The sequence below is a fragment of the Methylobacterium sp. A54F genome (genome assembly GCF_053346035.1).
Map to the genome: position 1 here is coordinate 1 of NZ_JBKFBF010000014.1, position 12801 is coordinate 12801.

11 protein-coding genes and 1 pseudogene are annotated in these 12801 nt (G+C 73.6%); 7 read left to right on the forward strand and 5 right to left on the reverse strand.

Going from position 1 to position 12801, the window contains the following annotated elements; all coding sequences use genetic code 11:
- Window positions 1-271: pseudogene (locus tag ACLBXP_RS20480) on the reverse strand (hypothetical protein); the annotation flags it as partial.
- A 598-nt stretch (window positions 272-869) separates the two neighbouring features.
- Here ACLBXP_RS20480 and ACLBXP_RS20485 point away from each other — a divergent pair.
- From ACLBXP_RS20485 to ACLBXP_RS20500, 4 genes are all read left to right on the forward strand, one after another.
- Window positions 870-1778 carry an alpha/beta hydrolase gene (locus ACLBXP_RS20485; RefSeq protein WP_447669647.1) on the forward strand — a complete coding sequence of 303 codons (909 nt, stop codon included), beginning with the start codon at window positions 870-872 and terminating at the stop codon, window positions 1776-1778.
- Window positions 1779-1856: 78 nt separating this feature from the next.
- Window positions 1857-3167 (forward strand): MFS transporter, encoded by a 1311-nt coding sequence (locus ACLBXP_RS20490; protein WP_447669648.1) that lies wholly within the window; start codon window positions 1857-1859, stop codon window positions 3165-3167.
- A gap of 97 nt (window positions 3168-3264) precedes the next feature.
- On the forward strand, window positions 3265-3474 hold the full coding sequence (locus ACLBXP_RS20495) for a hypothetical protein (RefSeq protein WP_447669649.1): 210 nt from the start codon (window positions 3265-3267) through the stop codon (window positions 3472-3474).
- Between the two features lie 154 nt (window positions 3475-3628).
- Window positions 3629-3988 carry a phage holin family protein gene (locus tag ACLBXP_RS20500; RefSeq protein ID WP_447669650.1) on the forward strand — a complete coding sequence of 120 codons (360 nt, stop codon included), beginning with the start codon at window positions 3629-3631 and terminating at the stop codon, window positions 3986-3988.
- A 64-nt stretch (window positions 3989-4052) separates the two neighbouring features.
- Here ACLBXP_RS20500 and ACLBXP_RS20505 read toward each other — a convergent pair whose 3' ends face one another.
- Window positions 4053-4439: a TIGR02300 family protein gene (locus ACLBXP_RS20505; protein WP_447669651.1), complete on the reverse strand. Its 387-nt coding sequence runs from the start codon at window positions 4437-4439 to the stop codon at window positions 4053-4055.
- A gap of 214 nt (window positions 4440-4653) precedes the next feature.
- Between ACLBXP_RS20505 and aroA the strand changes: the two genes are divergently transcribed.
- Together aroA and cmk are read left to right on the forward strand one after the other, a co-directional pair.
- Window positions 4654-6003 (forward strand): 3-phosphoshikimate 1-carboxyvinyltransferase, encoded by a 1350-nt coding sequence (gene aroA, locus ACLBXP_RS20510; protein WP_447669652.1) that lies wholly within the window; start codon window positions 4654-4656, stop codon window positions 6001-6003.
- A gap of 8 nt (window positions 6004-6011) precedes the next feature.
- Window positions 6012-6638, forward strand: coding sequence for a (d)CMP kinase (cmk, locus tag ACLBXP_RS20515; protein WP_447669780.1), 627 nt, complete (start codon window positions 6012-6014; stop codon window positions 6636-6638).
- Between the two features lie 263 nt (window positions 6639-6901).
- Here cmk and ACLBXP_RS20520 read toward each other — a convergent pair whose 3' ends face one another.
- Together ACLBXP_RS20520 and hrpB are read right to left on the reverse strand one after the other, a co-directional pair.
- Window positions 6902-7324 carry a DUF805 domain-containing protein gene (locus ACLBXP_RS20520; RefSeq protein WP_447669653.1) on the reverse strand — a complete coding sequence of 141 codons (423 nt, stop codon included), beginning with the start codon at window positions 7322-7324 and terminating at the stop codon, window positions 6902-6904.
- An 11-nt stretch (window positions 7325-7335) separates the two neighbouring features.
- Entirely contained in the window at window positions 7336-9807 is a 2472-nt protein-coding gene (hrpB, locus tag ACLBXP_RS20525) for an ATP-dependent helicase HrpB (RefSeq protein WP_447669654.1), read from the reverse strand.
- Between the two features lie 223 nt (window positions 9808-10030).
- On the opposite strand from hrpB, the gene ACLBXP_RS20530 reads away from it, so the two are divergent.
- Window positions 10031-10318, forward strand: coding sequence for a hypothetical protein (locus ACLBXP_RS20530; RefSeq protein ID WP_447669655.1), 288 nt, complete (start codon window positions 10031-10033; stop codon window positions 10316-10318).
- Between the two features lie 57 nt (window positions 10319-10375).
- On the opposite strand, the gene ACLBXP_RS20535 is transcribed toward ACLBXP_RS20530, so the two are convergent.
- Window positions 10376-12667: an NADP-dependent malic enzyme gene (locus ACLBXP_RS20535; protein WP_447669656.1), complete on the reverse strand. Its 2292-nt coding sequence runs from the start codon at window positions 12665-12667 to the stop codon at window positions 10376-10378.
- Window positions 12668-12801 lie beyond the last annotated feature (134 nt).

Genomic DNA, 12801 nt, shown 5'->3' on the forward strand with positions numbered 1-12801 from the left:
GGCTGGTGTCCTGGTGCCACTGCCCGAGGCTCGCGAAGGTCTCGAACCGCATCTGCGCGTCCGCGTCCCGCAGCGAGGCCAGCAGGCACTGACCCACCAGCGGACGACGGTCCACGATCACGATCAGACGGTCGTCCGGGGCATCGAGGGCGATGGCGTCCGTGCTCCGCGCGGCCGCCGGACCCTCGCGATCCTGGGCCGACGCGCTCCGGCCGGCACCGGCTACGATCACCGGGCGGGAGGGCCTCAACACGGCTTGAGCTTGGGTCATCGTCCTTAACTCTCACATCAGGGGCGGCACGGAATTTCGTCGTTGGCGTGATCTGCTGTGCGTCGGTTGCTCCTCGCACCGACGAACTTCGAGTTGCATAGTCTACCGAATCCCAAGTTGTAAACTTGGTCAGACCCTGCCAAACCCGCAACTCAGTACTCTGCCGTAGCGGGCTCGACTGGAAATATCTGCATCCGTCTCAAGTATGTACAATTTCAGATTGTACCAGACACAGATATTTACGATACATCCGCCCCGGATCCGCCCAAATCGACTGTCTTTGCCGAAAAATCGACGCGAACCGATGAAGATCGCGCCATGCCTCCCCGGCGGTTGCAACCTGAGGGCGAAGTTTACCAACGTTGCATCCAATGCGAGCGAAATCGGCTCTCCGTGGCCCTCGGGTGACGCCGGGCGGGACCGCCGGTCGCCCCGGGAGCGGCGCGGCGCGCGGGGGCCCGTTCGACAACGGGGTACAACCATGCTCTGTATTTTCAGCCGTCCCGCGCATCCGTAGCCGCCATCCGGGGGCCGGGCGCGCCGGGCGCGAGAACCCTCAGGCATCGGCCGGGCCCGTCCGGTCGAGGGGAGGCGCACGATGTCCGAGGCCGAGATCGATGCGGTGCGCCGCATGCTGCGCGAGAAGCCCCGTCCGGCCGACCTCGCGGCGCGGCGCGCGCGCATGGACGGGTTCGGGCGGCGCTATCCCCTCGCCGCCGACATCCGCGTGGAGCCCACCGAGGCCGGCGGCGTGCGCGCGGAGTGGACTGCGGCGCCGGGCGCCCGGGAGGACCGCGTCCTGATCTTCCTGCACGGCGGCGGCTACATCTCCGGCTCCCTCGACAGCCATCGCCACTCGGTGGCCGAGATGGGCCGCGCCGCCCGGGCCCGGACCCTCGCCCTCGATTATCGCCTGGCGCCGGAGCACCCGTTCCCGCAGGCCGTCGAGGACGCCGTCGCCGGCTACCGGCACGTCCTGTCCGCCGGCATCGCGCCGGGGCGCATCGCGGTCGCGGGGGAGAGCGCCGGCGGCGGCCTCGCCCTCGCGCTGATGCAGCGCCTGCGGACCCTCGGCGCGCCGCTGCCCGCCTGCCTCTGGCTCAGCTCGCCCTGGGTCGACCTCGCCCTGACGGGGGAGAGCCTCACCGCGAAGGCGGCCGCCGATCCGCTCCTCCAGGCCGCCTACCTCACGGAACTCGCCCGCACCTACCTGGCGGGCGCCGATGCGCGCGATCCCCTGGCCTCGCCGCTCTACGCCGACCTCGCCGGGCTGCCGCCGATGCTGGTCCAGGTCGGGTCGGACGAGACGCTCCTCGACGATGCGGTGCGGATCGCCGCGGCGGCGGGGGCGGCGGAGGTCGCCGTCACCCTGCGCATCTGGCCGCACATGATCCATGCCTGGCACCTCTTCCACCAGGAGCTGGCGGAGGGGCGCGCGGCCATCGCGGAGGGCGGGCACTTCGTGGACGAGCACACGAACGACCGCCCCTCGGCCGCGCAGGCCTGAGCACATATGCCCGCGAGCCGGCACGAACCCCGGGCATCTGCGGCCGGGCGCGGGGTTGCGGCCGCCTGCTGCTTGGGCATGCTCGCGGTCGGCATCAACGGCACCGCGATCATGACCGCGCTCCCGAGCCTGCGCGCGGAGCTCGGCCTCGGCGCGCAGGCGGTGACCTGGGCGGTGAACGCCTACCTGCTCACCGCCGCGGCCTGCATCATCCTGGGCGGCACCGCGAGCGACCGGCTCGGCCCCGCCCGGGTCGCCCTCGCGGGGCTCCTGCTGTTCGCCGCGGCCTCGGGCGTGATCGCCCTAGCGGAGGGGCCCGCCGCGCTCCTCGTCGGCCGCGCGCTCCAGGGACTCGGGGCCGCGCTGGCGGTCCCGGGGACGCTCGCGGCCATCGGGCGCGCCGTCGCATCCGAAGCACGCGGGGCGGCGCTCGGGGCCTGGGCGGTCTCGATCATGCTGGGCTTCAGCCTCGGCCCGCTCCTCGGGGGCGCGATCACGGAGGCGGTCGGCTGGCGGTTCGTGTTCTGGTTCACGGGAAGCCTGCTGCTCGCGGCTGCCGCCGGCCTTTTCGCCGCGGGCCGCGAGGCCGCGCGGTTCGACCGGCCGAAGGCCGGGCCCTTCGACGGCGCGGGCTTCGCGCTCCTCGCCACGGCCATGGTGGCGTTCGTCCTCGCCCTCGACGGCATCGGGCAGGCACGCGAGGCCCCGCTCCGGTTCGCCGGGCCCGTCATCGTCGCCGCGGGCGCCTTCGCCCTGTTCCGGCGGACGGAGCGCGCCCGCGCGGCGCCCTTCGTCGATCTTGCCGAGATCCGCGCGGCGCCGGATTTCCGGCGCGCCGTCCTGGTCGGGGCGGCGGCGATGTTCTGCATCCTGCCGACCCTCCTGTTCTTCAACCTCGCGGCGCAGCAGGCGGACGGGCTCGGCCTCACGCCGGTGGGGGCGGGCCTGGCGCTCCTGCCGCTCAGCGCCGGCCTCCTCGCCTTCGCGCTCCTCGCGCCGCGGCTGGTACGCCGCTTCGCGCCGAGCCGGGTCGTCGCGGCGGGCCTCTGCGCGGTGGCGGCCTCGGCGCTCCTCGTGGCGCTGGGGGTGGAGCGCCGGGCGGAGGCCCTGCTGGCGCCGGCCCTGTTCCTGTTCGGCGCCGGCCTCGCGCTGCCCTACGCCCTGGCGCCGCGCCTCGCGCTGGCGGCGCTACCGGCCGGCACGGCGGGCCGAAGCTCGGGGCTGATCAACGCCGGCACGTTCCTCGGCGGCAGCCTCGGGATCACCTGCGGGGCGCTGGCCCACGCCCGGGGCGGGCTCATGGCGGTGCTGGGCGTCGTGGCGGCGGCGGCCCTCGCGGGCGCGCTCGCGGCGCGCCGGCTCCCGGCGCCGGACGAGCCGCGCGCCTGAGGGGCCGGCCACGGTGCGCCTCCCCATGAGCGGCCTTAGCGGTTCGGCAACCAAGCCGGCCTAAGCCCGGTCCTCGCACGCGAGGAGACGGCCGGTCATGTTCGATCCCTTCGTCCCGGGGGCCCTCGCCGAGCGCCTGCGCGGCCGGCGCCGCCGGGCCTGCACGATCGCCGAGATCGACCACGAGCCGTCGCGCCCCGTCTTCGCGGAGGTTCTCGACCGGCAGGGGCGCGGCACCGGCCAGTTCGTGCGCCTCTCGCAGGGCATGGTCGAGCGCATCACCCGGGCGGTCCGGGCCGCGACCTGAGCGGAGGGCTCAGGTCGCCCGCGCAGCTACCGGGGAACACCGGCCGGACCGCGCCGTTTCACCGGCGTGCGCGCGCCCCGGGATCCGGACGCGCCGCGCGGCACGGGCGGGGACGAGCATGGAGCACAGGACGCCGGTTCGGGAGCGCGCGGGCGTGCCGGGCCTGATCGCCGAGGGCCTGCGGCTCCTCGCCGGTCACCTCACCAAGGAGCTGACGCTGGCGAGCCGCGAGCTCGACGGCAATCTCCGGGCGGTCCTCGGGCTCGTCGCGAAGTTCGGCGGGGCCGCGATCGTCGTGATCTGCGCCGGGTTCACGCTGCTCCTCGCCCTCGTGAAGGCGGTCGCGGCGCTGATCGGCTCGGAGATCGCGGCCTCGCTGATCGTCGGCACCCCGTTCGCGGCGGTCGCCATCCTGCTCGCGGTTCTCGGGTTCCGGCGCGCGACGCCGGAGCGCCTGAGGCCGCGCCGGACGGAGCGCCAGGTCGCACGCCCCGCGGGCGTCGGGCCGGATTGACGCCCGCGCGACCGATGTCGCGTCGGACGAACCCGGCGACCGCGCCCGGCCGGGCGCGCGGCCCTCAGCTCTCCTCGTCGTTCTCGATGTCGCCGTCGATGAGGTCCGAGACGTCGTCGTCGCCCGAATCCTCTTCCTCCAGGAAGGTGTCGTCGCTGTCGTTGCCGGCGGCATCGTCGTCGCCCGCGTCGTCGTCGGTCCCCGTGTCGGCGTCGTCCTCCGCGGCCTCGACCTCGTCGAGGGAGACCATCTCCGGCCCCTTCTCGTCCGTCTCCTCTTCCTCGTCGGGCGCGGGCCGCGCGGCGAGGGCGGGTGCCGCGATGCGGCTCGACGCGACGGCCTGGTAGATCGTCCCGCACTTCGGGCAGGTCGCCGGGTCGCGGTCGAGGTCGTAGAACTTCGCGCCGCAGCTCATGCACTGACGCTTCAAGCCAAGTTCCGGTCTGGCCACGGGCGAAAACCTCTAGGATGCAGCTCTTGGGGGAGGCGCCCCGTTAGTCGGGTGTCGCGCGCCTGTCAAATGGCCTGATTCCCGGGGCCGCCGCGGCCGGGCGGGCCGGGCGCCCGCCGCTTTCCCGGAGCGGGCGCGGCGCGGATGACGGCGGGCGGGACCCGTGGTAACCGGCCCGGCACAGACCTCCGGCCCGCCAGCATCCGATACACCCGTGTCACACGCATCCGAACCACAGCCCCTCACCGCCACGCCGGGGACGCCGCTGCGCGGCGCCCTGCGGCCGCCCGGCGACAAGTCGATCTCGCACCGGGCCATGATCCTCGGCCTGCTCGCCATTGGCGAGACCCGCGTCGAGGGCCTCCTGGAGGGCGACGACGTGCTGCGCACGGCCGATGCCGCGAAGGCGCTCGGCGCCGGCATCGAGCGGCTCGGCGAGGGGCGCTGGCGGATCCGCGGCGCGGGGATCGGCGGGTTGTCCGACCCGGCCGCGACCCTCGATTTCGGCAATGCCGGCACCGGCTCGCGGCTGATGATGGGCGTCGTCGGCGGCCAGCCCGTGACGGCGACGTTCGACGGCGACGCCTCGCTGCGCAAGCGCCCGATGCGCCGTATCCTCGACCCCCTGCTGCAGATGGGGACCGAGATCGTCGACGAGGCGGAGGGCGGGCGCGTGCCGCTGACCATCCGCGGCCCCCGCGAGGCGATCCCGATCACCTACGAGACCCCGGCGGCCTCCGCGCAGATCAAGTCCGCGGTGCTGCTCGCCGCCCTCAACGCGCCGGGGATCACCACGGTGATCGAGCGCGAGGCCACCCGCGACCACACCGAGCGGATGCTGCGCCTGTTCGGCGCCGAGGTCGCCGTCTCGGCGCATGGGCCCGGCGGCCACGGCCGCGAGATCCGGCTCACCGGCCAGCCCATCCTGCGGGGCACCGACGTGGTTGTGCCGGCCGATCCCTCGTCCGCCGCCTTCCCCCTCGTGGCGGCGCTGATCGTGCCGGGCTCTGAGGTGACGATCGAGGGCGTGATGATGAACCCGCTGCGCACCGGGCTGATCACCACGCTCCTCGAGATGGGCGCCGACATCGAGCGGCTGCGCGAGCGCGAGGAGGGCGGCGAGACCGTCGCGGACCTGCGGGTCCGCGCGAGCCGCCTCAGGGGCGTCGACGTCCCGCCCGAGCGGGCGCCGGCGATGATCGACGAGTACCCGATCCTCGCGGTCGCGGCGGCCTTCGCCGAGGGCACGACGCGCATGAACGGCCTGCACGAGCTGCGCGTGAAGGAATCGGACCGCCTCCGCGCCGTCGCGGACGGGTTGGCAGTGAACGGCGTCGCGCATCTCGTCGAGGGGGACGACCTGATCGTCCACGGGGACGGCTCCGCACCGCGGGGCGGAGGCACCGTCGCGACCCACCTCGACCACCGCATCGCCATGGCCTTCCTGGTGATGGGGCTCGCGAGCCGCGAGGCCGTCACGGTCGACGACGGCGCGATGATCGCCACGAGCTTCCCGAGCTTCCTGCCGACCATGCGGGCGCTCGGCGGCGGGATCGCCGCGTGAGCCCCCCCATGGTCATCGCCATCGACGGGCCCGCCGCCTCGGGCAAGGGCACCCTCGCCAAGCGGCTCGCCGCGCATTACGGCCTGCCCCATCTCGACACCGGGCTCCTCTACCGGGCGGTCGCGCTGACGCTCCTCGATGCCGGCTTCTCCCTGGAGGACGAGGCCGCAGCCGCCCGCGCCGCGCAGGCCCTCATCGCCGACCGCCTCGCGGACCCTCGCCTGCGCGAGCGGGCGATGGGGGAGGCGGCCTCGCGGATCTCGGCGGTGCCGGCCGTGCGCGCCGGCCTCCTCGTCTGGCAGCAGCGCTTCGCCGGCAACGCCACCGGCGCGGTGCTCGACGGCCGAGACATCGGCACGGTGGTCTGCCCGGACGCGCGCGTGAAGCTGTACATCACCGCCTCGCCCGAGGAGCGGGCCCGGCGGCGCCACCGGGAGCTGGAGGGCCGCGGCGAGCCGACGACCTACGACGGCATCCTGGCCGACATCCGCGCCCGCGACGCCCGCGACACCGGCCGCTCGACCGCCCCCCTCAAGGTCGCCGAGGACGCGACGGTGATCGACACCACCGCGCTCGACGCCGACGAGGCCTTCGCGGCGGCCCGCGCCGTGGTGGACCGGATGCGGTCGCATTGATCCGGGCTTGATGGGGGTTCCAGGGGCCGCGCGATCCCTGGAGGGCTCCTTCGAGGCCCCCTTCGGGGGCACCTCAGGATGAGGTGGGTGGATGGGAAAGGCTCTGTGCCGGTCCGCCTCCCGCCCGCGACCTCATCCTGAGGTGCGGAGCGAAGCGAAGCCTCGAAGGAGGCCTCCAGGAATCGGAGCCATTCTTGGAGACCTCCCCCACGCGGAACACCGCGAACGAAGCCACACAGGGGATCGTCCGGTCGAGCAGCCTGTCAGCCCGGCGGCGGTCCGTAGCGGTTCGGCCCCGGGGTTCCCGGGCGGCCGAACAGCTCGCGGGCGAGCCAGGCCAGGAACGTCAGCGCCGCGATGGCGGCGGCGAGCGCCGGCAGCGTCGGCTCGGCCGTGCCGTCGTCGGTCGCGAAGCTCGCGCCGTAGAGGGCGAGGTAGGCCGCGATCCACCAGCCGGAGCGGTTCCGGTCGTGCAGGCGCGCCACCGCCTGGACCACGATGGCGAGCTCGCAGAGCGCGGCGCCGAGGGCGAGCAGCACGGCCGGGGCGCGCCAGCCCTGGGCGCCCGCCGCCATCGCGAGCCAGAGCAGCAGGGAGCCGGCGAGCGTCGCGCCCACGAACAGGCGCGCGTAGGACCGGCGGGAGCGGCGGCCCCGCGGGTCGAACAGCTGTAGTCCGAGCCTCATCCGCCGGCGCCTCACGTGCCGCGGGGCTTCGCCCGCCGGGTCGGCGGCGCCGCGAGCGGATCCTCCGGCCAGGGGTGGCGCGGATAGCGCCCGCGCATCTCGGAGCGCACCGCGGCCCAGGAGCCCCTCCAGAAGCCCGGTAGGTCGCGGGTGATCTGGATCGGGCGCGAGGCCGGCGAGAGCAGGTGCAGGACGAGGGGCACTCGTCCGCCCCCGATCACCGGATGCCGGCCGAGCCCGAACAGCTCCTGCACCCGCACCGCCAGGACCGGCTCGGCGCCCTCCTCGTAGAGCACCGGGATGCGCGAGCCCGTGGGCACCTCGACGTGGGTCGGCGCCTCCGCGTCGAGGCGCGCCCGGAGCGACCAGGGCAGCAGGCCGTGCAGGGCCTCGCCGAGATTGTCGGCCGTGACGGCATCGAGGCCGGTGCGCCCGACGATCGCCGGCGCCAGCCACGCGGCCGCGGTCGCGCCGAGGGCGTCGTCGGAGAGGTCGGGCCACGCGTCGCCCTCGGCTGCCCGCAGGAAGCGGACCCGGGCCCGCCACTGGCGCAGCGCCGGGGTCCAGGGCAGGCGCGCGAGGCCGTCGCCGGTGATTCCCCGCGCCAGGATCTCGGCGGAGGCGAGGTCGGCCGGCACCGGCAGCGTCCGCTCGCCGAGCGTGACGGCGCCGAGCCGGCGCAGGCTCCGGGCCCGGAGCGCCCGCGCCTGCGGATCGTAGGCGACCTGCTCCTGCGATTCGATGCGCCCGGGAAACAGCGTCTCGATCGCGTCGCGGGTGATGGCCGCCGCGGCGAGGATCCGGGCGTTGGCGGCCGTGCCCGCGAGGTCCGCAACCACAAGATAGCTCTCGCGGGCGAGCGGCAGCGCCGGGTCGAGCCGCCCGGCCCGCCCGTTCGCCATCACGAACTCGCCCTCCCGGCCCCGTGCCCGGGCCACCCGGTCCGGGTAGGCGAGCGCCAGGAGCGGGCCGGCCTCGGCGGGCTCCCGGCCGCCCCCGGCCTGCCGCGCCCAGCCGGCCGCCAGGCGCCGCATGTCGGCCGCGCGCTGCCCGCGATCCTGGACAAGCCGCTGGACACGGTTGGACAGATCGACGCTATCGCCCCCGAGCCCGCGCTCCACCAGCACGGCCGCGAGGTCGGCCGCGGCCTGCGCCCGTCCGGTCTCGCCGGCCGCCAGCACCATCCGGGCGAGCCGCGGCGGCAGCGGCAGCGCCCGCAGCCGCTTGCCCAGCGGGGTCAGCCGCCCGTCCCGATCGATGGCATCGAGCGCCGAGAGCATGCTCCGCGCCTCCGCGAGCGCCGGCGCCGGCGGCGCGTCGAGGAAGGGCAGGGCGGTCGGATCGGTGACGCCCCAGGCGGCGCAGTCGAGCACGAGCCCCGCCAGGTCCGCGGCGAGGATCTCCGGGCGGGTGAACGGGTCGAGGGAGGCCGTCGCCGCCTCCGGCCAGAGGCGCCAGCAGATACCCGGCTCCGTGCGCCCGGCCCGGCCCCGCCGCTGATCCACGGAGGCGCGCGAGGCCCGGGCGGTCACGAGGCGGGTGAGACCGAGCCCGGGCTCGTAGACCGGCACCCGCGCGAGCCCCGAATCCACGACGATGCGAACCCCTTCGATGGTGAGCGAGGTCTCGGCGATGCTCGTGGCCAGCACGACCTTGCGGCGGCCGGCCGGCGTCGGCGCCACCGCCCGGTCCTGCTCGGCCGGCGTCAGCGCGCCGTAGAGCGGTGCGATCTCCGTCTCCGGCCCGACCGCGTCGGCGAGGCGCTCGGCGACCCGCCGGATCTCCGCCTGCCCCGGCAGGAACGCGAGGACCGAGCCCGGATCCGCCCTGAGGGCGCGCCGCACGGCATCGACCATCGCGTCCTCGATCCGCGCACCCGCCTCGCGGTCGAGGTGGCGGGTCTCGACCGGGAAGGCCCGACCCTCGGAGGCGATCACGGGGGCATCCCCGAGAAGGCCGGCCACCCGCGCCCCGTCGAGGGTCGCCGACATCACGAGGATGCGCAGATCCTCGCGCAGGGCGCCCTGCGCATCGAGCGCCAGCGCGAGGCCAAGATCGGCGTCGAGGGACCGCTCGTGGAACTCGTCGAACAGGACGGCACCGATGCCGGACAGCTCCGGATCGTCGAGGATCATCCGCGTGAAGACGCCCTCGGTGACGACCTCGATCCGGGTTCGGGCGGAAACCTTCGAGCCGAGGCGCACCCGCAGCCCGACGGTCTCGCCGACCGGTTCGCGCAAGGTCGCGGCCATGCGCTCGGCTGCCGCCCGCGCGGCGAGGCGCCGCGGCTCCAGCAGGATGATGCGCCGGCCGGCGAGCCAGGGCGCATCGAGCAGCGCGAGCGGCACGCGGGTCGTCTTGCCGGCACCGGGCGGAGCCACCAGCACGGCGGCGCTGCGGCCCGCGAGGGCGCGCTCCAGGTCGCCCAGCACCGCATCGATCGGCAACGCCGCGGCGTCGGCCGCGCCCTCAGGAACGGCCATGGGCCAACCCGTCGAGCCGCCTTGCACAATCAATGATTGTGAATGCGAAATAAAAGCACGCAAAACGAGAGTCGGTCCATCCCGACGTTCGAGCGCCCAACTTATTCCTTTTCACAATCAACTACTTAATCTCGCGAAAGTGTGTCGGCGAACCGGAACCTATCCGTTTTCGGTCCATTGAGGCCGCAGCGTGCCGATGGCGGCACCGGAACGGAAGGTTTTCATGAAGACGCTGACCCTCACCCTCGCGGCCGGCATCATGCTCGGCGGCCTCGGCCTCACGGCGGCCTCGGCAGCGCCCGCGATTCCGGCCCCGGGCCTGGTGGCCGGCACGACGCCCACCACCGACGTGGCGTACCGCCGCCATCACCGCAGCATTCACCATCACCGCGCCTGGCGCCGCCACCACGTGCGCAACCGCATGCGCCACGGCGATCCGAACGCCCGCAATCCGGAGCGTCCCGGCTACGCGCAGCAGAAGGGCAACACGACCGGCGGCCCGCGCTACTGAGGCCTCACTCCTGTCGAAGGCAGCGGGTCGGCACGTACGTGCCGGCCCGCTTCCGCATCAGCCGCCGATGTCGAAAGCGGCCAGGGCCGCCATGTTGACGAGGTCCGCGTCGGTCGCGCCGAGCGGCACGATCTGCACGGGGCGGTCGAGGCCGATCAGCAGCGGCCCCAGCACCATCGCGCCGCCGAGTTCCTGCAGCATCTTGGTCGAGATCGCCGCGGAATGGAACGCCGGCATCACGAGCACGTTCGCGGGCTCCTTCAGGCGGCTGAACGGGTACTGCGCCATCAGGTCCTTATCGAGCGCGACGTCGGCCGCCATCTCGCCCTCGTAGACGAAGTCGACGCCCCGCCGGTCGAGGAGGCGAACGGCCTCGCGCACCTTCTCCATGCGCTCGCCGCGAGGGTGGCCGAAGGTCGAGAAGGACAGGAGCGCGACGCGCGGCTCCAGGCCAAGACGGCGCGCGGCGCCGGCCGCCTCGACGGCGATGGCCGCGAGTTCCTCGGCGTCCGGCATCTCGGTGATTGCCGTGTCGGCCACCAGCACGGTGCGGCCCCGGGCATGGCAGACCGAGAGCCCGATGACGCGGTGCCCCGCCTTCGCGTCGATGACCCGGCGCACGTCTTCGAGCGCGATGGAGTAGTTGCGGGTCGTCCCCGTCACCATCGCATCGGCGTCGCCGAGCGCCACCATGGTCGCGGCGAAGTGGTTGCGGTCCTGGTTGATCAGGCGCTGGCAGTCGCGGAACAGGTAGCCCTGGCGCTGCATCCGGTCGTACAGGTAGCCCGCATACGCGGTGGTGCGCGTCGACAGCGCGGCGTTGTGGACCTCGATGTTGTCGCGCTTGGACAGGTCGATGCCGAGCGCCAGGGCGTTGGCCTCCACGCGATCCTCCCGCCCGACCAGGATGGCGGTGCCGAGCCCCTGGTTGGCGAAGGTGACCGCCGCCCGGATGACGAGCTCCTCCTCGCCCTCGGCGAAGACCACGCGCTTCGGCTCCGCGCGCACGCCCTCGAAGACCCGGTTGAGCACCCCCGCGGTCGGGTCGCGCCGGGCCTGGAGCTGATCGCGGTAGGCCGCCATGTCCGGGATCGGCTTGCGGGCGACGCCCGTGTCCATGGCGGCCTGCGCGACGGCGGGCGGAATCGTGTGGATCAGCCGCGGATCGAACGGCACCGGGATGATGTAGGCGCGGCCGAAGCGCGGGCGCTCGCCCTGGTAGGCCGCCGCCACCTGATCGGGCACGTCCTCCCGCGCGAGCTGCGCGAGCGCCCGGACGGCGGCGATCTTCATCTCCATGTTGATCGTGGTGGCCTGCACGTCGAGCGCGCCGCGGAAGATGTAGGGGAACCCGAGGACGTTGTTGACCTGGTTCGGATAGTCCGAGCGGCCGGTCGCCACGATCGCGTCGGTGCGGATCTGCCCGACCTCCTCGACGGTGATCTCGGGGTCGGGGTTCGCCATCGCGAAGATGATCGGATCCGGCGCCATCGACCGGATCATCTCGGCCGAGAAGGCGCCCTTCACGGACAGGCCGTAGACGATGTCGGCGCCGGCCATGGCCTCCGCCAGCGTGCGCTTGTCGGTTCGAACCGCGTGGGCCGACTTCCACTGGTTCATGCCCTCGGAGCGTCCCTCGTAGACGATCCCCTTGGTGTCGCAGAGGATGACGTTGTCCGACCCGAAGCCCATCGCCTTGAGAAGCTCGATGCAGGCGATGCCGGCGGCACCCGCCCCGTTCACCACGAGCTTCGCTGTCCCGATGTCCCGGCCGCTCAGGTGCAGCGCGTTGATCAGGCCGGCGGTGGCGATGATCGCGGTGCCGTGCTGGTCATCGTGAAAGACCGGGATGTCCATCAGCTCCCGCAGGCGATCCTCGATGATGAAGCACTCGGGTGCCTTGATGTCCTCGAGGTTGATGCCTCCGAAGGTCGGCCCGAGGTAGCGCACGCAGTTGATGAAGGCGTCCGGGTCCTCCGTGCCGACCTCGAGATCGAAGGAATCGATGTCGGCGAAGCGCTTGAACAGCACCGCCTTGCCCTCCATCACCGGCTTCGAGGCGAGCGCCCCGCGGTTCCCGAGGCCGAGGATGGCGGTGCCGTTGGAGATGACGGCCACGAGGTTGCCCTTGGCGGTGTAGTCGTAGGCCTTGGCCGGATCCTCCGCGATCGCCAGGACCGGGACGGCGACGCCGGGCGAGTAGGCGAGCGACAGGTCGCGCTGCGTCGCCATCGGCTTCGTGGCGACCACCTCCAGCTTTCCGGGCCGCCCCTGCGCGTGAAACTGCAGCGCCTCGTCGTCCGTGAAGGTGGGTCGCTTGGCGGGACGATGGGCGGTCGGATCGGTCATGGAATGCCTCCTGCGGAGCCAAGCCGCCTATCGATTGTGCGCAAAACACTCAAGGTCGCGCAGCCGCAAGACGTGACAGCGCGGCCCGCCTTCTCCCCAGGGATGACGCCGGCACCGCCTGATTCGCAGCGCCG